27 protein-coding genes are annotated in these 23,559 nt (G+C 31.7%); all 27 read right to left on the bottom strand.

What is annotated here, in order from left to right:
• Positions 1-115 precede the first annotated feature (115 nt).
• Positions 116-406 (bottom strand): 50S ribosomal protein L27, encoded by a 291-nt coding sequence (gene rpmA / locus KQI38_RS04220; protein WP_094899405.1) that lies wholly within the window; start codon positions 404-406, stop codon positions 116-118.
• A gap of 3 nt (positions 407-409) precedes the next feature.
• Complete coding sequence (locus tag KQI38_RS04215) at positions 410-757, bottom strand: ribosomal-processing cysteine protease Prp (RefSeq protein WP_216556233.1); 348 nt, start codon at positions 755-757, stop codon at positions 410-412.
• A gap of 4 nt (positions 758-761) precedes the next feature.
• Positions 762-1,073, bottom strand: a complete 312-nt coding sequence (gene rplU, locus KQI38_RS04210) for a 50S ribosomal protein L21 (protein WP_094899400.1) — start codon at positions 1,071-1,073, stop codon at positions 762-764.
• 125 nt (positions 1,074-1,198) lie between these two features.
• A complete protein-coding gene (locus KQI38_RS04205; protein ID WP_216556230.1) occupies positions 1,199-2,422 on the bottom strand; it encodes an Rne/Rng family ribonuclease in 1,224 nt (407 codons plus the stop codon).
• A gap of 15 nt (positions 2,423-2,437) precedes the next feature.
• A complete protein-coding gene (locus KQI38_RS04200; protein ID WP_216556227.1) occupies positions 2,438-3,133 on the bottom strand; it encodes a TIGR03936 family radical SAM-associated protein in 696 nt (231 codons plus the stop codon).
• Positions 3,130-4,977: a TIGR03960 family B12-binding radical SAM protein gene (locus KQI38_RS04195; protein ID WP_216556225.1), complete on the bottom strand. Its 1,848-nt coding sequence runs from the start codon at positions 4,975-4,977 to the stop codon at positions 3,130-3,132. The genes KQI38_RS04200 and KQI38_RS04195 overlap by 4 nt, the downstream gene beginning before the upstream one ends.
• A gap of 109 nt (positions 4,978-5,086) precedes the next feature.
• Entirely contained in the window at positions 5,087-5,392 is a 306-nt protein-coding gene (locus KQI38_RS04190) for a hypothetical protein (protein WP_216556222.1), read from the bottom strand.
• Positions 5,393-5,451: 59 nt separating this feature from the next.
• On the bottom strand, positions 5,452-6,528 hold the full coding sequence (locus KQI38_RS04185) for an FAD:protein FMN transferase (RefSeq protein ID WP_216556219.1): 1,077 nt from the start codon (positions 6,526-6,528) through the stop codon (positions 5,452-5,454).
• Between the two features lie 157 nt (positions 6,529-6,685).
• On the bottom strand, positions 6,686-7,495 hold the full coding sequence (locus tag KQI38_RS04180; protein ID WP_216556216.1) for an FMN-binding protein: 810 nt from the start codon (positions 7,493-7,495) through the stop codon (positions 6,686-6,688).
• 101 nt (positions 7,496-7,596) lie between these two features.
• Positions 7,597-7,875, bottom strand: coding sequence for a cell division topological specificity factor MinE (gene minE, locus KQI38_RS04175; protein ID WP_216556213.1), 279 nt, complete (start codon positions 7,873-7,875; stop codon positions 7,597-7,599).
• Positions 7,876-7,887: 12 nt separating this feature from the next.
• The gene (minD, locus tag KQI38_RS04170) at positions 7,888-8,700 is read right to left on the bottom strand and encodes a septum site-determining protein MinD (protein WP_094899386.1); all 813 of its coding nucleotides are present in this window, start codon (positions 8,698-8,700) and stop codon (positions 7,888-7,890) included.
• A gap of 18 nt (positions 8,701-8,718) precedes the next feature.
• On the bottom strand, positions 8,719-9,390 hold the full coding sequence (locus tag KQI38_RS22570) for a septum site-determining protein MinC (RefSeq protein ID WP_256311616.1): 672 nt from the start codon (positions 9,388-9,390) through the stop codon (positions 8,719-8,721).
• 43 nt (positions 9,391-9,433) lie between these two features.
• Positions 9,434-12,685, bottom strand: a complete 3,252-nt coding sequence (locus tag KQI38_RS04160; RefSeq protein WP_216556210.1) for a penicillin-binding transpeptidase domain-containing protein — start codon at positions 12,683-12,685, stop codon at positions 9,434-9,436.
• An 11-nt stretch (positions 12,686-12,696) separates the two neighbouring features.
• A complete protein-coding gene (gene mreD, locus KQI38_RS04155; RefSeq protein WP_216556207.1) occupies positions 12,697-13,197 on the bottom strand; it encodes a rod shape-determining protein MreD in 501 nt (166 codons plus the stop codon).
• A gap of 15 nt (positions 13,198-13,212) precedes the next feature.
• A complete protein-coding gene (gene mreC, locus KQI38_RS04150) occupies positions 13,213-14,049 on the bottom strand; it encodes a rod shape-determining protein MreC (protein WP_216556204.1) in 837 nt (278 codons plus the stop codon).
• Positions 14,050-14,060: 11 nt separating this feature from the next.
• Positions 14,061-15,092, bottom strand: coding sequence for a rod shape-determining protein (locus KQI38_RS04145; protein WP_216556201.1), 1,032 nt, complete (start codon positions 15,090-15,092; stop codon positions 14,061-14,063).
• A 27-nt stretch (positions 15,093-15,119) separates the two neighbouring features.
• Positions 15,120-15,827, bottom strand: coding sequence for a RadC family protein (gene radC, locus KQI38_RS04140; protein ID WP_094899377.1), 708 nt, complete (start codon positions 15,825-15,827; stop codon positions 15,120-15,122).
• A gap of 15 nt (positions 15,828-15,842) precedes the next feature.
• The gene (locus KQI38_RS04135; RefSeq protein ID WP_216556198.1) at positions 15,843-16,424 is read right to left on the bottom strand and encodes a Maf family protein; all 582 of its coding nucleotides are present in this window, start codon (positions 16,422-16,424) and stop codon (positions 15,843-15,845) included.
• A gap of 13 nt (positions 16,425-16,437) precedes the next feature.
• The gene (locus tag KQI38_RS04130) at positions 16,438-16,953 is read right to left on the bottom strand and encodes a Gx transporter family protein (protein ID WP_094899374.1); all 516 of its coding nucleotides are present in this window, start codon (positions 16,951-16,953) and stop codon (positions 16,438-16,440) included.
• Positions 16,954-16,967: 14 nt separating this feature from the next.
• On the bottom strand, positions 16,968-17,348 hold the full coding sequence (locus KQI38_RS04125) for a NusG domain II-containing protein (RefSeq protein ID WP_094899372.1): 381 nt from the start codon (positions 17,346-17,348) through the stop codon (positions 16,968-16,970).
• A gap of 122 nt (positions 17,349-17,470) precedes the next feature.
• Positions 17,471-18,280, bottom strand: coding sequence for an RnfABCDGE type electron transport complex subunit B (locus KQI38_RS04120; RefSeq protein WP_216556195.1), 810 nt, complete (start codon positions 18,278-18,280; stop codon positions 17,471-17,473).
• Between the two features lie 11 nt (positions 18,281-18,291).
• Positions 18,292-18,864: an electron transport complex subunit RsxA gene (gene rsxA / locus KQI38_RS04115; RefSeq protein WP_094899368.1), complete on the bottom strand. Its 573-nt coding sequence runs from the start codon at positions 18,862-18,864 to the stop codon at positions 18,292-18,294.
• Between the two features lie 17 nt (positions 18,865-18,881).
• The gene (gene rsxE / locus KQI38_RS04110) at positions 18,882-19,487 is read right to left on the bottom strand and encodes an electron transport complex subunit RsxE (RefSeq protein ID WP_094899365.1); all 606 of its coding nucleotides are present in this window, start codon (positions 19,485-19,487) and stop codon (positions 18,882-18,884) included.
• Between the two features lie 20 nt (positions 19,488-19,507).
• Positions 19,508-20,053 carry an RnfABCDGE type electron transport complex subunit G gene (locus KQI38_RS04105; RefSeq protein WP_216556192.1) on the bottom strand — a complete coding sequence of 182 codons (546 nt, stop codon included), beginning with the start codon at positions 20,051-20,053 and terminating at the stop codon, positions 19,508-19,510.
• Positions 20,054-21,064 carry an RnfABCDGE type electron transport complex subunit D gene (locus KQI38_RS04100; protein ID WP_216556188.1) on the bottom strand — a complete coding sequence of 337 codons (1,011 nt, stop codon included), beginning with the start codon at positions 21,062-21,064 and terminating at the stop codon, positions 20,054-20,056.
• Positions 21,065-21,082: 18 nt separating this feature from the next.
• Positions 21,083-22,411, bottom strand: a complete 1,329-nt coding sequence (gene rsxC / locus KQI38_RS04095; protein ID WP_216556185.1) for an electron transport complex subunit RsxC — start codon at positions 22,409-22,411, stop codon at positions 21,083-21,085.
• 448 nt (positions 22,412-22,859) lie between these two features.
• Positions 22,860-23,018, bottom strand: a complete 159-nt coding sequence (ccsA, locus tag KQI38_RS22785) for a cytochrome c biogenesis protein CcsA (protein WP_216556288.1) — start codon at positions 23,016-23,018, stop codon at positions 22,860-22,862.
• Positions 23,019-23,559 lie beyond the last annotated feature (541 nt).

The following is a 23,559-nucleotide window of genomic DNA, read 5'->3' as shown; positions in this document are numbered from 1 at the left end:
AATTCTAAATCGTCCTGATTATTTTATTCTAATATAAGGTTTTTATACTAAAACAATGAAATAGAACTCTCCTACGATAAAAAATATAAGCTTACCATGATGGTAAGCTTAAAATTTACGCTAATTCCTCTGCTGGATAAACACTAACTTGTTTTTTATCTCTACCTTTTCTTTCAAATCTAACTACACCATCAACGGTTGCAAATAAAGTATCGTCTCCACCTTTACCTACATTATTTCCAGGGTGTATTTTAGTACCTCTTTGTCTAACTAGGATATTTCCAGCTAAAACGAATTGTCCATCGCCTCTTTTAACACCTAATCTTTTAGCTTCACTATCTCTACCATTTCTGGAACTACCTACTCCTTTTTTAGAAGCAAATAATTGCAAATTCAATTTAATCATCAATTACACCTCCCCATTCTTGAGTGCTACATACTCTGGGTAACTTTCTATTACTGAATTAATCCCTACTACTAACGATTCTAATAGGACCTGTGCTTTATCTAATTTAAGTTTTTCTATATTCTTAGGTAATTCTACGTCAAGAAACCCTGTTTTTTCATCTATGGAATACTTAATAGTATTTTCCTCTATTTCACAAACCTCCACTAAAGATAATAGTGTCGTTTGAGAGAGCACTGATATAGCAGCACATACTATATCTTTACCATATAAGTCATAATCTGCATGTCCTTCTATGGTATATTTTTTAATGTAATTATTTTTATCCCTATATATTTTGGCTATTATCATGAGATTAGCCAACAATATTTTCGATTCTTACTTTAGTAAATGGTTGACGATGTCCTTGTTTCTTTCTAATGTTTTTCTTAGGCTTATATTTGAAAACAACGATTTTTTTAGCCTTTCCTTGTTCTAAAACAACAGCTTCAACTTTAGCACCATCAACATAAGGCTTACCAGCAACTATCTCGCCTTCTTTAGACACTAAAAGAACTTTATCAAAGTTTACATTTGTGCCTTCTTCTGCATTTATTTTCTCTACGAAAACAACATCGCCTTGTTGAACTCTATATTGTTTACCACCAGTTTCTATTACAGCATACATGTAAAATTGCACCTCCTCTAACCCAGTCTCGCCAATACAGGGTGCCGTTAGGACTTAAACCCAGATTGAGCGGCTCTACACCAAAGTATTTTAACAAATATATCTAGGATTGTCAATACCTAATTCTATTTAGTAATGTTTCCCCTGCCTTCACATTTCGGACATTTTTTATAGAAATCTTTAGATAGTGATCTTCTTATTTTCTTTCTTGTTAGCTCAACAAGACCAAGTTTTGTAATCCCTATAATATTTGTCTTTATTTTATCCTTTTTTAAATACTTCTTAAAAGTAGATAGCACTGTTGAAATATCATTTTTATTCTTCATATCTATAAAATCTACTATTATAATACCCCCAATATCTCGGAGTCTAATTTGTCTTGCTATCTCTTCAGCGGCTTCTATATTAGTCTTTAATATGGTATCTCCTAAAGAGCTGGTGCCAACAAATTTTCCAGTATTAACATCTATTGCAGTCAGAGCCTCAGTCTCATCTATAACTATATACCCTCCCGATTTGAGGGGAACCATCCTTTGTAGTGCCATTTTTAAATCTAATTGAATTCCAGTATCATAAGCTATTGAAAAATCTGTATTTAATTCTATTTTATTAGAAAATTTAAATGGATAAATTTCCTCCATTAAAATTAAATTATCATATACTTTCTTATTGTTTACAATGATCTTTTCCATAGCATCATCATAGCTATCTCTTATTATCTGATAGTCTAAGCTAGGTTCTTTATAGAGAAGCTTAGGACAAGGCAAAAAGTTTTTTTCTTTTTGAATCTTGGCATAGATATTATATAGAATATCATATTCTTCCTTTAGTACAGATTCCTCTATTGCCTCTGAAGCTGTTCTAAAAATTACTCCCATTCCATCCTTTATAATTCTTTTTCCTATATCCTTTAGGCTTTCCACTTCCTTAGAACATGTAATTTTTTTAGATATATTTATTTTATTAGAAAATGGTGTGAATACTAAATATCTGCCTGGTATTTCAATATGAGTTGTTACCTTTGCTCCTTTGTTACCCGATGGTTCCTTTATTACCTGTACTATTGCTTCTTGACCAGATTTAATGACTTCAGATATCTTATATATCCTTCCATCATATAAAAGTTCCCTAGGCAGAGCATCCTTTACATATAAGTAGGCATTTTTAGACTCACCAATATCTACAAAGGCCGCCTCCATACCTTGTAACACATTAGTTACTCTTCCTCTATAAATATTTCCAACTATTTTACTATCTTGTTCTTCTAAATGAAATTCTACAAGTCTATTGTTTTCCACAATACCTACTCTATTAACTCCATCTAGAGAATCAATAAAAATATACCTCATCACAATTCTCCCATCTTATAACGGCTTATATATATTATTATCCTTTTCTGCATACAGAGCCAATCTTTTTGTAGTTACAGAATCCATATCTATATTAAGGCAAGTATCTCTATCTAGGGCTTCTATAAAGTCTAGGGGTTTTAAATTCCCATTACCTCCAGACCTTAATAAACTATCTATTGTTATACTTGTATCCCTAATTTCTTTAATAACAAGATTTCCTATAAAGCTTTTAATATTCTCTTCTTTTTCAATTTTCTTCTTTCCTTTTTTTCTCAATCTAGTAATAATTATTTCTTCTTGAGACAACCATTTTGTAAATATGTCTTCTAAGATTTCTTTTTCTTTCTTCTGATCTATATTGAAGTTTATTTCGTAAAAAGCCCAAGCTATTAAAGATGCTATGGCTTCTTCTTTTTCAAGATATTTGCCCCTTATTATTTGAATATCATTAGGTAATACAGCATTCACCTTTTTTATAAACTCATCTACTGGGATGTAATCAATATCTATATCCATATACTCCTCTTCAGATTCGATACCAAGGGATAGGGGATTTCCTATTGAAAACTTTGGATGAGGATTAAATCCTTCAGAATATTTTATGGGAACACCTGCCCTATTAAATGATCTATGGAATAATCTCATTAAATCTAAATGTCCAATATATTTTAGATAATTTTTCTTATTAAATGCAACTCTTAAAATCAATTATTTCCACCACCAGTCATCGTACATCCCTTTATTCCACAACCTCTGCATTGTAATCTACAATCCCCTGTAATCTGTTCCTCAAGGGATTTATTGTATTCTCTTATTAGATAATCTTTAGATACTCCTGGGTTTATGAAATCCCAAGGCAAAATTTCTTCAAGGCTTCTATTTCTCAAAGCATAGAAATCACTATCTATATCTTCTTCACTCATAGCCTCAATCCAAGTATCATATTTAAAATGCTCTGACCAACCATCAAATTTACATCCTTTTTCCCATGCTTTTAATATTAATTTTGATATTTTTCTATCTCCACGAGCAATTATCGCCTCTAAGAAACTTAATTTAGGATCATGGTAGTTAAATACTACCTTGCTGTCTTTTATGCTATTTTTCACCAAATAAATTTTTCTATAGAATTCATCCATTGAATCCTGCCCCATCCATTGAAAAGGTGTGAAAGGTTTAGGTACAAAACAAGATGCACTGGCTGTTACCTTTAAATTACCTTTTCTCTCTTCCTTTGGCAAATCAAAAAATATATCTTTAACCTTATAAGCTAATTCCTTTATACCCATTACATCTTCATCAGTTTCAGTAGGCAATCCAATCATAAAATATAATTTAATAGTAGACCATCCTTCCTTAAACACATAAGAAACTGTATTGATTAAATCTTCCTCAGTAATTCCTTTATTGATTACGTCTCTTAGTCTTTGGCTACCAGCTTCAGGTGCAAAAGTCAATCCTGATTTTCTAACTTTCTCGATTTCTTTTAATATATCTATACTAAATGAATCTAGCCTTAATGATGGTAAAGAAACTCCTACTTTTTTCTCCTCAAACCTATCCATTAATTTTGAGATTAGTAAATATAATTCAGAATAATCACAAGAGCTAAGGGATGATAGTGAAACATTTTCATATCCTGTACTCTCAACCAGTTTCTCTGCCAGCTCTACTATCTTATCTACCGACTTTTCTCTTATAGGTCTATAGATCATTCCTGCTTGACAAAATCTACATCCACGAGTACAGCCTCTAAATATTTCCATAACAACTCTATCATGAACTGTTTCAATGAATGGTACTATCATTTTCTCTGGTACAAACATGGAGTCAAGGTCTTTTATCATTCTTTTATTTATTATACTTGGGGCTACTTCATCTAAGACTACTCTCTCTTTAATTGTTCCGTCGTCATTATATATTATGTCATAGAATTTTGGTACGTATATTCCATCTAATTTAGCTACTTCTTTTAAAAACTGTTCTCTGCTCCATTCTTTTTCCTTGTGTTCTCTATATAATTTAAGGATTTCCAATGTAACTTCTTCCCCTTCACCAATTACAAAGAAATCTATAAATTCTGCTATAGGCTCTGGATTATAAGCACAGGGTCCTCCTGCTATAACAAAGGGATCTTCATCACTTCTATCCTTTGATAATAAAGGAATATTAGATAAGTCTAAAATATTTAATATATTTGTATAGCTCATCTCATATTGCAATGTAAATCCTAAAAAATCAAAATTTCTTACTTCTTCTTTATTCTCTAAAGTAAAAAGAGGAAGATTCTCTTTTCTCATCTCATTCTCCATATCTATCCAAGGTGCAAATACCCTTTCACATACAAAATCTTCTTCTTCATTTATTAAATTATATAATATATGAAGTCCTAAATGAGACATTCCTACATCGTATACATCTGGAAAAGAAAATGCAAATTTCACCTTCACTTTATTTAAATCTTTTATCACAGAGTTTTGTTCCATTCCTATATATCTAGCTGGTTTCTCAACTTTATTTAGAATCCTATCTAGAACTTTTTTGTCTATCATTTGTTTCCACCTTTCATTAATACTATAAGTATTATCTTATCACTTTTTGATTGATATTAGTAGGGGAATTTTCTTATCAGATTAATACCTCGGGAAATTTCCCGAGGTATTAATCTGGCTTATTATTCTTATTAAATTGATCTGTAAATTCTTCTATTGTGTCTTTAGAATCAACTACTACTTTTACTAAATAATCTTTTACCTTTTTTCCATCTTCTTTTAAACTAAAATCATAATATATATTTTTTTCAATAATTTTAATAATATTATTTGTTGTTTTAGTATTCATCATTTTTATCGCTAAAATAATTAACAAAGTAACTAAAACAAAAATCATTCTACTTATCAATTTATTATAGTAACCATTACTATATTTAAATAAATTTTTATTCAACTTATAATTTCTTTTATCCATATTATCACCCACCTCAATTAATAATATTTTATTTATCTGAAGTGGATTTTATACCAAATTTAATATTCCTTTATAGTAAAAGATGTATTACCATCCTTTAAAGTAAATTTATCCTTTAAATTTTCAGTTAGATAAACGGACTTATCCTTTGTAACGAAGATAGCTTCTATGCTCTCTAGTGAATTTACTAACTCCATTCCACGATCAAGTCCAAGTACAAATAATGTTGTAGATAAAGCATCTCCATCTATTGATTTGCTGGAAATAATACTTACTCCTGTTATTTCATTTTCTGAAGGATATCCTGTCTTAGCATCTAAAATATGATGATATCTTTTTTCTTTATATTCAAAGAATCTTTCATAATCGCCAGAAGTAACTATTGATTTATCTTTTACTTGAATTATCCCTAAATAATTCCCAGTAAGCTCAAATGGATTTTGTATTCCAATATTCCAGGAGGAACCATCTAGTTTTTCCCCATGTGCAAAAACATTACCACCTAAATCAATGATAGCGGTATTCACTCCATTTTCCGTTAATATTCTCTTAACTTCATCAGCGGCATAACCTTTTACTATACCTCCTAGATTTATTTTCATGTTCTTCTCTTTAAGAAATATTTGGTTATTATCTAGTAATTCTAAATTTTTATAGTTAACAAGTGCTTTTTTTTCTTCTATTTCTTTATCTGATGGAATGAATTCCCTCTCCTTTTCACCAGACACTATATTCCATAAATCTACTAGAGGGCCAATTGTAGAATCATAAGCACCATTTGAAATCTCTGCATAGTACTTTGCTTCCTTTATTACAAAATACGTGTCTTCACTAACTGTAACAGGTTTTATTCCTGCATTATCATTTATTTTACTTACATCACTATCTTTTAGTGTAGCACTCATTCTGCTTTCTATCTCTTCCAATCTAGAAAACGCCTTATCTAGAATTTTCTCATCAGCTTTATCATATAACTTAATAGTCATTACAGTATCCATTAAAAATTCTGTTCTAGATATGGGCTCTGATCCCTGTGGGAGTTTAGCACCCTTCGAATCCTGTTTCTTTATGCATCCCGTGGTGGCCAACATTAAAACTAGAAAGATAATTAATCCAATATGCCTTTTCCTTCTCATTTAATCACTCCATATCATTTGAAAAAACCCTAACTAAAAGTTAGGGTTTTATTTATTCTTATAACAAATAGGAAAGTTATACCTTAAAGCTTTATATATTCAACTTTCCGTATATGAGTTCCAAGAAAAGTTACCTAATCTTAGATAGAAACTCTTCTTATTTTGCTGAACTTAATGCTTGATTTACTAGTTCTATCATACCATCTCTTGTATTTGTTGCTCCTGTAATACCATCTACGTTAAGATTTTCTGTTCCATTGTTATCAATTATTAATTTTTGAACTGCTGGGATTACTTCAAATGGAGTTGCATATGAGTAATTATCAGCTGATTTTAAATCTCCTTTTTTAACTCCCTCTGCATCTTCCACAGCTACTTCAACATAGTCAACTCCTACGATTTGGCCATCTTGAACTCTTACTTTAACTTCTGCTAACCAACCATGACTAGCTTCTGCAGCTTTAGCTTCATAAACTCCATCTTTGTAAACTGCTTCATATGTTTCGCCTTTAGCAGCCTTATCTAATAACATTTGAGCAACTTCTTTAAAGCTACCCTTAGTATGAGTTGCTCCAGTAACTGCATCAAAATCTACTGCATTAAGGTCTTTCTTCTCATTGAATTGAGTGTTTAAATCTTTGATTACAGCAAGACCTTCAGCGTAAGGATAGTTAGATTCATTTTTAGCTTCTCCTGAAGCTGCTAAATATTCATTATAGTCTAAAGATGCTACTTGTCCATCTTTTACTTCTAATTTTGCCATAGGATAATTTCCATGATCACTAACTGGCATTTTAACTAAGTAAGTACCATCTACTAAATCGCCTTTTGCTTCATTTTCTGGTGTAGTACTATCAACTGGTTTACTTTCATCAACCGGTGGTGTAGCTTCCTTTTTAGCGCATCCAGTGAATACAACTGTCATTAATGCTAATGCTAACATTAAAGCTAAAATTCTTTTTTTCATTTTCTTCCTCCTGTAAATTAAAAATTTTTTCTTTTGTATTTTACACTTACTTATTATACTGTATAGTATAAAATTTATCAATACTTAATTTAATTTATCATTTATTGGTTGTCTTTTACCTTTAATATAGGAATATTTGCTACTAGAGCAGAAATTGTAGAACTGTCCATGTCCCTTTTCATTCTTGTTAATTTGATATCTAATCCCTCTTCATCTATATCAGCATATTCAGATATTACCCTAATAATATCACCTTTAATCATATCTAAAAATTTAGGTGAGAGATCTGCTCTATCGTGAACTAATACTAATTTTAGTCTTTCCTTAGCTACGTTTTTGCTCTTCTCCTCTTTTTTACCAAACAATTTAAATAGATCCAAGAATCTCCCCTCCTATTTACCAAATAATAATTTCAGGATTTTGCTTAACTTTCCTTCTTCATTTATATCTAAGTCTAATAATTCTACTTCATCCCCTATTATTCTTCTGGTTATATTTCTATAGGCCTTTCCTGATAATGCCTTTTCATCAATTACTACTGGCTCCCCCTTGTTTGTAGATATAACTATGGCTTCATCATCTGGTACGATTCCTAAAAGATCAATAGCTAGGATATCTATGATATCATCCATATTCATCATATCTCCTCTCTTAACCATTTCCTGCCTAATTCTATTAATTATCAATTTAGGATTATGTAATCCCTTTGATTCAAGTAATCCGATAACTCTATCAGCATCTCTGACAGCAGATATCTCTGGAGTTGTTACTATTAATGCTATATCTGCTCCAGCTATAGAATTCTGAAAACCTTGCTCTATCCCTGCAGGCGAATCTATTATAATATAATCAAAATCTTTCTTTAAATCATTAACTAAATCTAGCATTTGTTCTGGACTAACAGCCGACTTGTCCTTAGTTTGAGCCGCCGGTAAAAGATATAGTTTTTCATATCTTTTATCTCTTATTAAAGCCTGCTTTAGCCTACAATTTTTCTCTACAACATCTACTATATCATAAACTATTCTATTTTCTAGTCCCATAACTACATCCAAGTTTCTTAATCCAATATCTGCATCAACAACAACTACAGATTTTCCTAAAATAGCTAAGCCTGTCCCAATATTGGCTGATGTAGTTGTTTTACCAACTCCACCCTTTCCTGAAGTGATAACTATAGCAGTTCCTAGTTTTTCTTTATCCATTTATTACCCTCCCTTTAATTATTTATTTGGCAGATAAGGTTCTATTATTACTTCTCCATCTTTTACTTTAGCAATCTCTGGCAATCCACATGTTTCTATATATTCATCTGGTGGTCTAGCAATCTTATCTCCTATTCTTAACTGCATGGGTTGTAAATTATAAGAGGCAACTATAGCCTCAAGATTGCCATCAACCCCAGCATGAGCAACTCCTCTAAGAGTACCTAGGACTATTATATTACCCTTAGCCTGTATGAGCGCTCCAGGATTTACATCTCCTATTATAACTATATTACCATCATACTTAACAATCTGTCCTGACCTTAATGTCCCATTTACAAACTTTGTCATACCACAATGGATACCTTCAAACACAGTATTATCTCCAGAGTCATTCTTTAAATTATTTTCCATATTATTAGTTAAAGAAGGATGTAAAATATGCTTTGGTAATTCCTCCTCAGCAACTACCAAATCATATTTATATTTTAAAATTAACTTTAATTCTATTAAATCCTCAATAGATAATTTCTCTGATTTAATTCCTAAAAGTTTTGTTCCATGATAAAAATTGGAAGCATTTTTCATCTTTGTATCTAATTCTTCTTTAACTGATAGAAAGTTATCGCCATTTATATTTAAAAAAATGCCTTCCTTCACACCCTTAAAACTTAGTAAATCTTCTTTCACCTTTAAAACTACCTCCACAATAATCTGTATTTATACTCTATTATTATTCTACCAAACTACTTTTAAAAGGTAATGATTCTTTAGTCCCAACTGCATTTAAACCTAAATATTCTGCTATAATATCCCTTGTCATAGGTCCTGCATAACCTCCACTACCTCCTTGGAAAATTACAGAAGCTACTGCAATTTCAGGGTCATCATAAGGTGCAAATGCAACAAACCATGTAAAATCATCAAAAGTTTCTCCAGTAGAAGGGTTAATACCAGATTTTTGTGCAGTACCTGTTTTAGATCCCACTTTAACAGGTAAATTACCAAATACTTTTCTCATTGAACTATCATTAGATACAGCTAACATACCCTGCTTTATATGATCCAAACTCTTATAATCATTTAATTCTATCCTCTCAGATTCATTGTTCTTTTCAAGTATAGTTCTAGAATTATTATAGTTTTTGATATTATCAATTAAAGTCACTGTATGTCTATATCCACCATTGGATATGGTTGCTATATAGTTTGCCATCTGCATAGGAGTATAGGAGTTCTGACCTTGACCTATGGTGACATTTAATGTATCTGAAATATTCCAACCTGCTTGGTTTAAATAGCTATATTTTATTTTATCAGCTAGACCTTCTTTTTTATTAGGCAGTTTTTTTTCTGGTTCTATACCAAAGGCATTTAATCTCCTAATAACTTCACCTCTAGTCAAAGGTTCTTCTAATTCTGTCCAACTAACTATATCCTCTATTATATCTGCAATTTCATAATCATCTAACACTATACCTTCTTTTAGGTAGTTTTGTATATTTTTTTGAAGATCTGATTTTAATAGGTATTTAGTGTTTATTATTTTCCTTTGGGGATCAGGTACTCCACCTGAAGTTTCAGTTGGTATATTTATTTCTATACCTGTTTTATCATTTAATCCCAATTGCTTAGATAAATTTACTATATCTTCAATTTCAAGCTTAACTCCTATGTTTTCTCCAGTTCTTGGATTTCTACCAAAGGCTAATGAATAGAAATAATAGTTACAAGAATCTCTAAGGGCTTCATACATATTTTCATATCCATGGGTTCCCCTACTTTGATTCCAAATCCAACAGGCTGGACGATAATCCCCTCCTAATTCAACATAACCCATATCTCTTATTTTCTTAGTAGGACTTAATCCCTTATCTAAAGCTGCCAAAGCTGTTACCATTTTAAATGTTGAACCAGGTTGCACTGCTGTTTGTATTGCAATATTATATAATGGTCTTGGTGCTAATGGGTCCTTATCGTTTTCTGGAAATAAACTCATCCAGTCAGTATTAGATATTCCTGTTGCAAATAAATTTGGGTCATAGGCAGGATAGCTTACACTGGCCAAAACCTCACCTGTTTTTACATTTAGAACCACCACTGCACCAGATGTAGCATTATTATAAGGTTTACCCTTTTTCTTGTTAATACCAAATTTATAATTACCCCATGGACTTTCATATGTGCCGCCAACTTGGATTTTTTCTAGAGTTTGCTTCAAAGCCTGCTCTGAAAATTTTTGTAAATTTAAATCCATTGTTAAATATATATTATCTCCAGGAATTGGTTTCTTTTCATCAAGGATCTTGGTTGTATTACCCAGTACATCTACCTCAACTCTTTTAATTCCATTTTGTCCTTTTAAAATATCTTCAAAACTTTCTTCAACTCCCGTTTTTCCAATGATATCATTTGGGGAATACTTTTTCTCATCTACATATTTCTTAATCTCATTTGGCTGACTAATCTTACCTAAATAACCTAGCATATGAGCGGCAGTAGTTCCTTCTGGATAATACCTCACCGGCTCTATAGATACTTGTATTCCAGGGAAATCCATCAACCCCTCTTCAATTTTCGCTACTGTAGAATCCTTTATGCCATAGGCAATATTTATTGGCTGATAAGCCAAATGCCCTTGTTTACTAAGTAGCTCGTACAGCAATAGAATAGATCTAGATTCATAATTACTTAAATACTCAGGTATTTTATGTCTTTCCTTCAATTTCTTAAAAGCTTCCTCAGTAGTACTATCTTCATCTATTTTATTTTCATTATACCATCTTTTCTTATTGTTAATAAATATATATTCAAAATCTTGCGCAATTGAAATTCTGGTATTTATCCCATCATTTAAAAGTTGTTCTTGAGCTAAAGATTTTATATTATCATTTGTAATAAATTCTTCCAACGTGTTAGTATTTTTACTATATTCCAATAAAATATCTATAGGAGATTTATCCCCTATATTGTCGCTTCCTGTATATTTATATATTACAGTAGTATTATCTTCACTTAATTCTACCTTAATGGGCACATTTGGATCTTTTTGTAATACCATATCTAACAATATTTTACCAGGTATTAAAATTTCCTTTTTACCCTTATCATTTTCTTTAATAATTACTTTGTCTAAAAGATTATTAATTGATGAATGAGACACGATTGTGATAAAATCATCTCTAGCTGTTGTCTTTTCCGTTACTCCATCATAAGAATTCATCAAAATCCTTTTTTGTTCTTTATATTCTTCATCATATGACAGTGAATATTCTTCCATAATAATGTTACCTGTTAAATTTTTCTGCACCATTATATCATATAACAGTTTTCTTGAAATTGGATGATCTACTATCCTTCTTATAATATTCTTATCATTATTGATTAATTTAACTAATTGCTCAACATCAACATTTCCCTCAGATACTTCCTTTCCTTTATCTATTAAAGCATTGATAGCTCTCTCTGCTGTTACAAATTTATAATGTTCCTTATATCCTGAATGGATATGAGAAGTAGTTAATAGCTCTGGTAAAAGATTTTGATTAATTATAATGTCAATAACTTTATCGTTTGGCGTTTGTTCTTCATTAAAATAATCTCTTTCATTTTTATACTTAAACACGTTTAAATTAATTGGAAACTCGTCCACATAAGTAACACCATCTTCTTCTAGCAACCTAATTAAAGATAGTAATGCGTTGTTTTTTTTCTCTATATCTTTTATATTTAATTCATCCTTTAAGATTTGTACAGTAAAGCTAGGTTTATTTCCCGCTAAAAGTCTTCCATACCTATCCCGTATCTCACCTCTTGGTGCAGTAGTATATATCTCTTTTAGTCTTTTATTATCAGATATATCCCTATATGTGTCGCCTTCAACAATAGTTAATGTTGCCAATCTAAAGGATAATATAAACATTAGCAAGATAACAACGTATGTAAGAATGTTATACCTATTGAAAATTTTTTCTAACCATTTCAATTGTTTCACCTCTATCTATTGCCAAACCTTATTGTTGGCACAACAAAAATTTTTGAAAAAATCTTGTATATTGGAATAGATAATACACAATTATATATTGTTTCAATTACTAATATATCCTTTGCAAATGATAAAAATGGAATGTTTCTAGAAAGGAAAAACATAAATACATAATAAGAGAAATTATAATATATAGTTCCTAAAATAGAAAATAATATAGGTATAAAAATATTTTCTTTTGTCAATTTATTTTCAACTAGCCCTACTAAGTATCCTGCAAAGAAATAAATAAATGCATTTACTCCTATTACGGGACTAAAAACTATATCTTGGACTATTCCTATCACAAGACCTACAAATCCTCCATAGAATCTTCCTTTATACAGTGCAATGGAAATTACTATAAGAAGAGCTGTATTTGGTACAACTCCAAGTATGTTAATATATGGTAATATAGAACTTTGTAGAAAGAAATTCAACAAAACCACTATTGTCAGTATAAGCACAATCATATTCATCCCTCAATCTCAATCAGATATTACAAAAACGTTGTATATTTTTTTAAAATTTATTGCAGGCTTAACCTGTATTTTTTTCATTAAATCCTCATCATCACTAACTACTTCATCTACTTCTCCAATATATATATCTTTAACAAAAGCACCACCAAGACCTGAGGTAAATAGCTTATCTCCCTTGATTATATCTGCTTTATTATCAAAAAGATAACCTGATATTTCTCCATCTATACTACCTGACATTATTCCACCATCTTGTGTCCTTAAAACTTTAAAAGAAATACTACTAATTTCATCTACAACGGTAACTACCTTTGACCAATTAGGTCCTACATCTACAACACGTCCTACGATTCCTTCTATTACAGTATTTTGTTCAATCTCAATTCCTTGAACAACAGTACTTCCCTTTTTTATCCCATCTTTTAATCCCTTATCAATTGTAAATCTATCGAACCAATTACCTGGTTCTTTTCCTGCAATTTGTGCAGAAATCAAATTAAAGCTTGTCTTATCTAAAAGTTTAGCTTCATTTTTTAAATAATCTGTTCTACCTATTATCTCTAAATAATTTCTATTTTCTTCTTCCAATTGTGCTATTTGTTTTTTTAAGCTTTCGTTTTCTTCCTTTAATTTAGCAATATTTTTAAGATTGCCAAAAAAGTCGGATATGTTCTTACCTATAGAATTAGATATTTTTCCAATAGGTGTAAGAATATTACCAACTAATTTTTCGAACTTATTCAAAGCCATTCTTTCGGTACTAGTAATACCTATCATAACAATTAGAATGATAGCAACTACTGTCACCATCATTCTTTCCTTATTCTTATTGAAAAAAGACATAAAATCACCACTTAACCTATTCTTTTATTATTTGATAAGGTTTTTTTAAGTATTTCAATACTATCTAATGCTTTTCCTGTACCTATTGCAACACAATCTAGAGGTTGTTCTGCAATATGAACAGGCATACCTGTTTCTTCAATAATTAATCTATCTAAGCCTTCTAAAAGAGCCCCTCCTCCAGTTAACATTATACCTAGCTCCATTACATCAGAGGCTAACTCTGGCGGTGTCTTTTCTAAAGTAGATTTTATTGCCTCCAAAATACTATGAATCGGCTCTTTCATAGCATCATATATTTCTCTAGAGCTTACATTTATAGTCTTCGGTAGACCACTAATCATATCTCTTCCTCTAATCTCCATTGTAGATATTTCAGAGTCCCCATCAGCTGATCCAATAGTTATTTTAACCTCTTCAGCGGTACGCTCACCAATCATTAAGCTATATTCTTTCTTAATGAAGTTAACTATTGACTCATCTAACTCGTCTCCACCTACTCTGATAGATTTAGACGTAACGATTCCACCTAAGGATATTATTGCTACTTCTGTAGTACCTCCACCAATATCTACTATCATAGATCCTGTTGGTTCTTGAACAGGTAACCCAGCACCAATAGCTGCAGCCATAGGTTCTTCAATTAGATAAGCATCTCTTGCTCCTGCATGTATTGCAGCTTCTTCGACTGCTCTTTTTTCCACTTCTGTAACTCCACTAGGTACGCATACTACTACCCTTGGTTGGAAAAATGTTCTTTTTTTTGTAGCTTTTCTTATAAAGTACTTTAACATACTCTTAGTGACATCAAAATCTGCAATTACACCATCTTTTAATGGTCTAATAGCCACAATATTTCCTGGTGTTCTACCTATCATCTTCTTAGCTTCTTCACCTACTGCCAACACCTGTTTAGTATTAGTTTGTATAGCCACAACTGAAGGCTCCCTAGCTACGATTCCTCTACCTTTTATATAAACTAAAGTATTAGCTGTTCCCAAGTCTATTCCCATATCTTTTACAAATCCATTAAATAGTCCCATATTACTTGCTCCTTCCTTAAATAAAACTTAAATTAGATTTTTTTCTTTAAAACTTATATATTTATTATCACCAATTATTATGTGATCTAACACTTTTATTCCAATTAAATTCCCAGCATCCATTAAACGATTGGTTATATTTATATCTTCATTGCTTGGAGTAGGATCACCACTAGGGTGATTATGTATTAAAATCATAGAGTTAGAATTTCTCTTTATAGCAGCCCTAAATACATCTCGTGGATGCACAATAGAAGCATTTAAAGTACCTATTGAGATTTCTTCAGTTACAATAATTTGATTTTTTGTATCTAACAATATAATTTTAAAGTGTTCCTTCTGTAAGTATCTCATTTCATCCATATATAAATTTGCAATAGTACTAGGATCATTTATTCTAACCTTACTTAAAGCATGATGATAATTTATTCTCTTTCCTATTTCTATAGCTGCTAAAATTTGAGCTGCTTTACACTCACCTACACCTTTAATCCTCATTAAATTCTGCAAGGAAGTATCTCTAAGGTGTACCAATCCTCTGCCATCACTGCTTAAAACTTTTCTAGCCAAATCAATTGCTGTATCGTTTTTATTACCTGTTCTGATTATAATCGCCAATAATTCTTCATTTGATAAAGCTCCAGGACCATGACTATAAAGCTTCTCCCTTGGTCTTTCTGTCATTGGAAGTTCTTTAATCGTGTAATTTTTTTCAAAATCTAGACTATTATCCATAATCCACCTACTTATCTATAATATTTTTACGTTAAAAAATTTATTTAATAAGTAGTCAAGCTTTCCAAGAGGCAAGCCTACCACATTAGAATAACAACCATTTATTTTCTCAACTAAAATTTGACCATATCCTTGGATTCCATATGCTCCTGCTTTGTCCATAGGCTCATTTGTATGAATATATCTCATTATTTGTTCTTCTGATAAATGTCTGAATCTAACTGTCGTATTTTCATAATCTATGATTTTAATATTAGTATTTGCTCTAATAATGCAAATCCCAGTAATTACACTATGTTCCTTTCCATTTAATAAAGATAAAATTCTAAATGCATCTTTTTCATCCTTTGGCTTGCCTAGTATCATATCCTCCGAAACTACTATGGTATCGGCTCCAATAATTATCTCACCATTACTAAAATAATTACTTACCCAATATGATTTCTCAAACGCCAAGGACATCGCTACCTGTTCTGGTAATTCTCCTTTTATCTGCTTCTCCTCAATTTCAGCACCGAATATTATTGGGTTTAGATGATATCTATTTAGTATTTCTTTTCTTCTTGGAGAAGAAGATGCTAATATTATCTTTTCCATACTATCTCCTTAACTATCCAAAATATGAACTTAAACTTTTCTTCAAGTTTCTAGATATAAAGATTGACGAAAGCCCTACAAAATATCCAGTAAACAAACTGGTAAGTAAAAGAATAGGAAGATACGAATATATTCTGGAGTTATACATCATAGCTGCAGCTACACTAACTTGAGCAACATTATGAGCTACTGCCCCAAAAATACTCACACCTATAAGACTAAAAATCCTAGTAAAATATTTATATACAATAAACATTGTAATGCAGGATAATATAGATCCCGCAAGACTATAAATAAGACTAGATATACTGCCAGTTATAAGTACAAGTACTATGCTCTTTAGTATACCTACTATAAAAGCTTCCTTGAAGCCAAATATAATTAATGTAACTAAAATAACCATATTAGAAAGCCCCAGCTTAGCACCTGGCACTGTAATTGGCAATGGGATTGCTGACTCCAAAACTGATAATGCAAGTCCTATTGACACCAGCAGTGATAAAAATATTATTTTGTTCAATCTTTTCATAGTTCCTATCATCCTTAATTGCTTATATAATCCACGTCTCTTATTTCCTCTGCTCCTTTTATCTCTACAACTAACTTATTTGGCAAACATACTATTATCTCACCAGCTTTAGATATGGTTCCTTGTAATACATCTAATTTATCAGGACAATCTGCATCTATAACTTTTACCTCACCATCTCCAATTTCAATTAAATTATATCCAAATTCAGTTTCAATAGGTATAGTTTTTCCAATCACTGATTTATCAAATATTATCTTTTTATATTCTTTACCATCCACTTGAATGCTAATATACTTTTCTTTATATCCAGTAGCACTGTTCTTAATAAATCCTAAAGAAACCAAACTAATTGCTATAATAACGATTATTAAAATTTTATCAGCTTTTGTCATATAAATCATCCTTTATCCAAATGGTCAAGCTAATTTTCATACATTATTAGTTTACCATTTATATTTTTTATTTACAAGTTACATTTTAATAAAAAGAAAAGAGCCTTTATAGGCTCTTAATATTAAACTGCTATATCCTTAGCTGCATTAGAGTATATAGCTTTAGTAGGACATTTTTCAGCACAAACTCCACAATTTATACATTTCTCATAGTTAATTTTTGCTAAATTGTTTTCGAAGCTAAATGCATTCTCTGGACAATTTTTAACACAGATCTGACATCCGATACAGCCTATACTACATTTGCTTCTTACTTCCTTACCAGTATCTTTACTCTTACATTTTACAACGAATTGATTATCGTATGGCACTAACTCAATAATAGATTTAGGACAGACTTCTATACATTTCATACAAGAAGTACATTTTTCTTTATCTATAAAAGCTACTCCATCAATTATCTCTATGGCATCAAAAGCACAAACATCCTTACAAGTTCCACAGCCTAAACATCCAAAGGAACAAGCCTTGCTACCACCTTGTAATATATTAGCAGCTCTACAGTCTTTAATACCTTCATATTTATATTTTTCTTTTGCCTTGTTGCAATCACCTTGACAAAGAACTGTAGCTACTTTTCTCTCTACATTTGCTGCATTAACTCCCATAATATCTGCTATCTGCTCAGCAACTGGTTTTCCACCAACATTACAAGCATTAACAGGAGCTCTGCCTTCTGCTATAGCATTTGCTAAACCGTCACATCCTGGGAATCCACAAGCACCACAATTGGCCCCAGGTAATACTGATCTAACTTTTTCTACCTTTGGATCGATTTCTACTGCAAATACATTAGATGCTATGGCTAGAAGAACTGCAGAAATTAACCCCATTCCACCTACTACTAACATTGGATTTAATATATCAGTCATGTCTTTACCTCCTATACAAGCCCATTAAAGCCTAAAAAGGCTATGGACATCAATCCTGCAGTAATTAAGGCTATAGGAAAGCCCTTCAAAGCTTCAGGTATATCTGCTATTTCAAGTTTTTCTCTAATACCTGATATAAGTACCAAGGCTAGTGTAAAGCCTACGGAAGCCCCTATAGCATTAAATGTCGTTTGAACTAAATTATATCCTTCTTTTATATTTAAAATCGCAACACCTAATACTACACAGTTTGTAGTGATAAGTGGTAAATAAACTCCCAATGCATTATATAATGTAGGAGACATTTTTTTAAGAACTATTTCAACAAATTGAACTAATGCTGCTATAACTAATATAAAAACAATTGTTTGTAAATACCCTATTCCCATTTTGTCCAAAATTAAATGCTGAATAAAATAAGTAATTATAGATGATAATGTAACTACGAAAGTTACTGCAACACCCATCCCAGTTGCAGTTTCCATCTTATTTGATACTCCAAGAAATGGGCAAATCCCTAGGAATTGAGCTAATACATAGTTGTTTACAAAAATTGTACTAATCAATATTGCTGCTATACTCATTTAGCTTTCCTCCTTATTTAAATTTCGCTAGAAGCTTTTCTTCTTCTAACTACATTGAAAATTCCTATTAATAGTCCAAGTACAATAAATGCTCCTGGAGGTGCTACAAGGATTCCTGCAGGTTGGAAACTAGCTCCAAATAATGACTTCCCTAAGAAAGTTCCTGCTCCAAATATTTCTCTTATACTTCCTAGAACCACAAGTGCAATAGTATAACCAAGTCCCATTCCAAGTCCATCTACTATTGAAGGTATGATACCATTTTTAAATGCAAAAGCTTCTGCACGGGCAAGTATTATACAATTTACTACTATTAATGGAAGGAATATACCCAATGCTTGATAAATAGGTTGAGCATAAGCCTTCATAAACATTTCAATTATAGTAACAAAAGTTGCTATTACAACAACAAATGCTGGGATACGAATTTTATCTGGAATTATATTTCGAAGTAAAGATATTACTAGGTTTGAACCTACTAATACTGCAACTACTGCTAGCCCCATTGCTAAACTATTTGAAACATTAGTAGTAACAGCTAATGTTGAGCACATACCTATTAATTGTACAAATATAGGATTATCATTAATAATACCATTTTTAAATACTTTTGATAATTTCACTCTTTCCACCTCCACTTACATTAGTTTGAAAGCTGTGTATTAAATACTTCTCTAGCTGCATTTACACCAGCCATAACACCTTTAGAAGTTACTGTAGCACCTGATATAGTTTCAACAGTTATTTCCTCTGCTGCAATCTTATCTGCAAATTTATTATAAAATTCTGGCTCAGCAGCCTTTGAACCTAGTCCTTTTGTTTCAGAGTGTTCTACTAATCTCATGCCTTTTACATTTCCGTCTATTGAAAAACCAGTTAATGTAACAAGGTCCCCACCAAATCCTTTAGACACCATTTTTATAGCATATCCATTTAGATTTTCACCACTATATGCTTCAAATATTTCTACAACTGATTCGTTGTTTCCTTTTATCTCGTTAAATTTCCCTTCATCTAAAGGCTTAAATTTACTGTCCTCACCAAATATTTCCTTTAAGGCTTCCATGCTACCTGCCATTTCTAACTCAGCAATTTTTCCTTTAGTTAAATTATTTGATACAGCTAGGACTCCTGCTGATATTGCTGTAATAATAAATAAAATTAATCCTAGTTTTATAGTTTCTTTCATCTATTTCGCCCTCCCAAATATTTTTGGTGTGGTAAACTTCTCTATTAGTGGGCTTGCTACATTCATTAAAAGAATAGAATATGAAACACCTTCAGGGAATCCACCCTTTACCCTAATAAGAGCAGTTAAAGCTCCTGCACCTAATCCAAATATTATTTGACCAAGAGGTGTAACAGGTGTAGTTGAGTAATCTGTAGCCATAAAAAATGCTCCTAGTATTAATCCTCCACCTAATATATGATACATAAGTTGGTCTGCTTCAACTCCTAATAGAAGTAACAGTATAGCAGTTGTTCCTATATAAACAACAGGAGTCTTCCAGTTTATAACTTTTCTAATTATTAAATATAGTGCACCTATAAGTAATAATAATGCTGAGGTTTCACCAATCGCTCCTCCTACGTTTCCAATAAACATATCCATTAATGATGGTAATTCTGCAGCTGCTTGAGCAACTGTAGCAGAAGCCCCTGCGTCTGCTGCACCATATTTCATTATGGCTAGTGGTGTTGCACCTGCCACAGCGTCTGCTCCTGGCAACACAAAATTCGACATGATATTTGGCCATGAAGCAAGTAATACTGCTCTAGCCGCTAATGCTGGATTCATAAAGTTAGAGCCTATTCCACCGAAGCATTGTTTAACTATGATAATAGCAAATCCAGAACCAAACACTGGAATCCACCAAGGTGCATTAGCTGGTAGGTTGAATGCTATTAAAATACCTGTTATCACTGCACTATAATCATTTATAGTAATTTCTTTTTTAAATAATTTCTGTATTGCTGCCTCAAAAAATAAAGCTGATGCTACAGATATTAATATTAGTTTCAAAGCATTAAGTCCAAAGAAATAAACTGAGCCAATTATGGCTGGTATTAAAGCTATTATTACATCTAACATTATTCTTCTAACAGATTCATTAGATCTAATATGAGGTGAAGAAGATACTATTAGCATATCTGGAATTGCTGAATCTGTCATTGTAGTGTTTAACACTTTACCTTCCATTAAATTTCCTCCTAACTACTATGATTTTTTCCTCTTAGCAAGAACTTCTCTCTTTGCCAATCTTATTGATTCTACTAATGGCCTCTTTGCAGGGCATATAAACGAACATGATCCACATTCAACACAGTCTAAAGCTCCGTATTTCTCAGCCCCCTGGAAATCGCTCTTCAGAGCATATGCTGAGATAAATAGGGGTTGTAAATGTACTGGACAGGCCTCTATACACTTACCACATTTTATACATGGTGAAACTTTCTGAGCCGCAGCTTCTTTTTCAGTAAGAACAAGAATTCCTCCCGAGCCTTTAATTACCGGTACCTCTGTTGAGAATTGACTTAGTCCCATCATAGGTCCACCCATAATTACTTTACCTGGTACTCCATTGAAGCCACCAGCTTGACTTATTACTTCTTGGAATAGTGTCCCTATCTTCACTATAAGGTTTCTAGGTTCATTGACACCATTACCTGTAACAGTTACAACTCTTTCATATAAAGGTTTGCCTTCCAATATAGCTTCAGCTACAGCTTTAGCTGTACTCACATTATTTACTACACAACTGACATCCATTGGTAGCCCGCCAGAAGGTACCTTTCTACCAGTCGTAGCATTAATAAGCCTTTTTTCATCACCTTGTGGGTACTTTGCTTTTAAAGTAACTATTTGAATATTATCTTGAGGTTTAATTACTGCTTTTAGTGTATCTACTGCATCCATCTTATTATTCTCAATACCTATAAAGCCTCTTTCTACATTTAATGCTTTCATTATGGCCTTTAATCCAAATACAATCTTTTCTGGCATTTCTAGCATTAACCTATGGTCTGAGGTTAGAAATGGCTCACATTCTGCACCATTTATAATAACTGTATCAATTTTTTTCTCAGGCGGCGGTGATAATTTTACGTGAGTAGGAAATCCTGCTCCACCCATGCCTGTTATTCCTGCTTCTTTGATGATGTCAATTATTTCCTTTGAAGAAAGTTGTTCTAGACTTCCCTTAGGTTTAATTGTTTCATCCATTTCATTAGTGCCATCTGACTCGATAACTACACAAGTTGCATTGATACCAGTAGGTGTAGTTATTGTTGTTATACTCTTTACTGTTCCAGCAATGCTAGAGTGAACAGGCGCCGATACAAATGCTTGGGATTGTCCAATTTTCTGTCCTACCTTAACCCTGTCACCTACGTTAACTATAGGTTCGCAAGGTGCACCTGTATGCTGATGTAAAGGTATATATACTATGCTTGGTTCCTTTGCATATTCTAGAGCCTTCTTTTCTGTCAACTCTTTGCTATGTGGTACATGTACCCCACCTTTGAAAGTGAGATTGTCAAGTTTCATTCGCTTCCACCTCTCTATTAATATTTTAAAATTTCCCATTAAATAATCAGCCCTAATTTACTTAGGTCTATAATTTTCCTTCTATATTATAACATTAAACACTTTTCTTGTACATAAAAGGCCTCTGTAAAAGACTGTCAATTCTTATACAATCATTGTTAATTTTTCTATAATTTTAATTGGAAATCTCCCACTTATTTCTATAGATGATAAAGTTTACCTCTTGCATTTTTTGTAGCCTATAATTATATTATAATTTATATACAATTGTCTCCACAAATAAGAGAACATGGTTACCATGTATTGTATCCATGTCTACAATCACGATATAAATTTTATCAAATATGGAATTCCGTTGATTTTGCTAGGTTTTATCATTGTTTAACAATTGTCAAGTTTTTGCTACTTTTTGTACATTTTGTAATTGTTACAAAAATTTTATATTTGTCTATCTATAACTATGGATTCCTGGTAATAAAATATTTACTCCAATAAAGGTAAATATTACACAAATAAAGTCTATTATAGAGAACCGCACCAAAGTTTTGCCCTTCCATCCTTTGTTGAATCTTAGATGTAAATATGTAGAGTATATTGTCCAAGTTATAAGTGATTAAGTTTCTTTTAGGTCCTATCCCCAATGTCTTAATCAAGCAGGCTTTATCCAAATCATATCTGTAACAATAACTAATATAAACATCAAATATCCAAAGGTTATAACTCGATAACTTAAATAATCATAAATCTCTGCATTTAATAATGTCTCTATCTCTTTTTCCTTATCTTTATTAATTAATTAGATACATTATCGAAAGTCCAGCTGCCATCACATAGACATATTTGGCTCTAAGGCATAGGAGTCAGCATAATTGTTAAGCTTATATAGTACAAAGATTTCTCATCTGTTTAGTAATTGTATGCAGTTAACTTATTTAGTCAATTCCAAAACAGGATAAAATCCATAGAGATAGATTGTTAAATGTTTAGACTAATAAAAATAATGTTCGTTATTTTTAAGACTTTTATTGGCTAATATATTTCCTTCTTTATCTTTTATTATAATACTATTTACTCACCCAAAGATTGATTGATAAAAATTGAAACCTTTATAATTAAAGGATTATTTATCCAAATCTTCTTTGTTCTTG

It is taken from the genome of Tissierella carlieri (genome assembly GCF_018917285.1).
Classification (GTDB): Bacteria; Bacillota; Clostridia; order Tissierellales; family Tissierellaceae; genus Tissierella; species Tissierella carlieri.
This window is presented reverse-complemented; position numbering and strand designations above follow the sequence as displayed.

Coding starts and splice junctions, on each gene's coding strand:
- rpmA (WP_094899405.1), bottom strand. CDS start 406: ATGATTAAATTGAATTTGCAATTATTTGCTTCTAAAAAAGGAGTAGGT.
- KQI38_RS04215 (WP_216556233.1), bottom strand. CDS start 757: ATGATAATAGCCAAAATATATAGGGATAAAAATAATTACATTAAAAAA.
- rplU (WP_094899400.1), bottom strand. CDS start 1,073: ATGTATGCTGTAATAGAAACTGGTGGTAAACAATATAGAGTTCAACAA.
- KQI38_RS04205 (WP_216556230.1), bottom strand. CDS start 2,422: ATGAGGTATATTTTTATTGATTCTCTAGATGGAGTTAATAGAGTAGGT.
- KQI38_RS04195 (WP_216556225.1), bottom strand. CDS start 4,977: ATGATAGACAAAAAAGTTCTAGATAGGATTCTAAATAAAGTTGAGAAA.
- KQI38_RS04190 (WP_216556222.1), bottom strand. CDS start 5,392: ATGGATAAAAGAAATTATAAGTTGAATAAAAATTTATTTAAATATAGT.
- KQI38_RS04185 (WP_216556219.1), bottom strand. CDS start 6,528: ATGAGAAGGAAAAGGCATATTGGATTAATTATCTTTCTAGTTTTAATG.
- KQI38_RS04180 (WP_216556216.1), bottom strand. CDS start 7,495: ATGAAAAAAAGAATTTTAGCTTTAATGTTAGCATTAGCATTAATGACA.
- minD (WP_094899386.1), bottom strand. CDS start 8,700: ATGGATAAAGAAAAACTAGGAACTGCTATAGTTATCACTTCAGGAAAG.
- mreD (WP_216556207.1), bottom strand. CDS start 13,197: ATGATTGTGCTTATACTGACAATAGTGGTTTTGTTGAATTTCTTTCTA.
- mreC (WP_216556204.1), bottom strand. CDS start 14,049: ATGTCTTTTTTCAATAAGAATAAGGAAAGAATGATGGTGACAGTAGTT.
- KQI38_RS04145 (WP_216556201.1), bottom strand. CDS start 15,092: ATGGGACTATTTAATGGATTTGTAAAAGATATGGGAATAGACTTGGGA.
- radC (WP_094899377.1), bottom strand. CDS start 15,827: ATGGATAATAGTCTAGATTTTGAAAAAAATTACACGATTAAAGAACTT.
- KQI38_RS04135 (WP_216556198.1), bottom strand. CDS start 16,424: ATGGAAAAGATAATATTAGCATCTTCTTCTCCAAGAAGAAAAGAAATA.
- KQI38_RS04130 (WP_094899374.1), bottom strand. CDS start 16,953: ATGAAAAGATTGAACAAAATAATATTTTTATCACTGCTGGTGTCAATA.
- KQI38_RS04125 (WP_094899372.1), bottom strand. CDS start 17,348: ATGACAAAAGCTGATAAAATTTTAATAATCGTTATTATAGCAATTAGT.
- KQI38_RS04120 (WP_216556195.1), bottom strand. CDS start 18,280: ATGACTGATATATTAAATCCAATGTTAGTAGTAGGTGGAATGGGGTTA.
- rsxA (WP_094899368.1), bottom strand. CDS start 18,864: ATGAGTATAGCAGCAATATTGATTAGTACAATTTTTGTAAACAACTAT.
- KQI38_RS04105 (WP_216556192.1), bottom strand. CDS start 20,053: ATGAAAGAAACTATAAAACTAGGATTAATTTTATTTATTATTACAGCA.
- KQI38_RS04100 (WP_216556188.1), bottom strand. CDS start 21,064: ATGGAAGGTAAAGTGTTAAACACTACAATGACAGATTCAGCAATTCCA.
- rsxC (WP_216556185.1), bottom strand. CDS start 22,411: ATGAAACTTGACAATCTCACTTTCAAAGGTGGGGTACATGTACCACAT.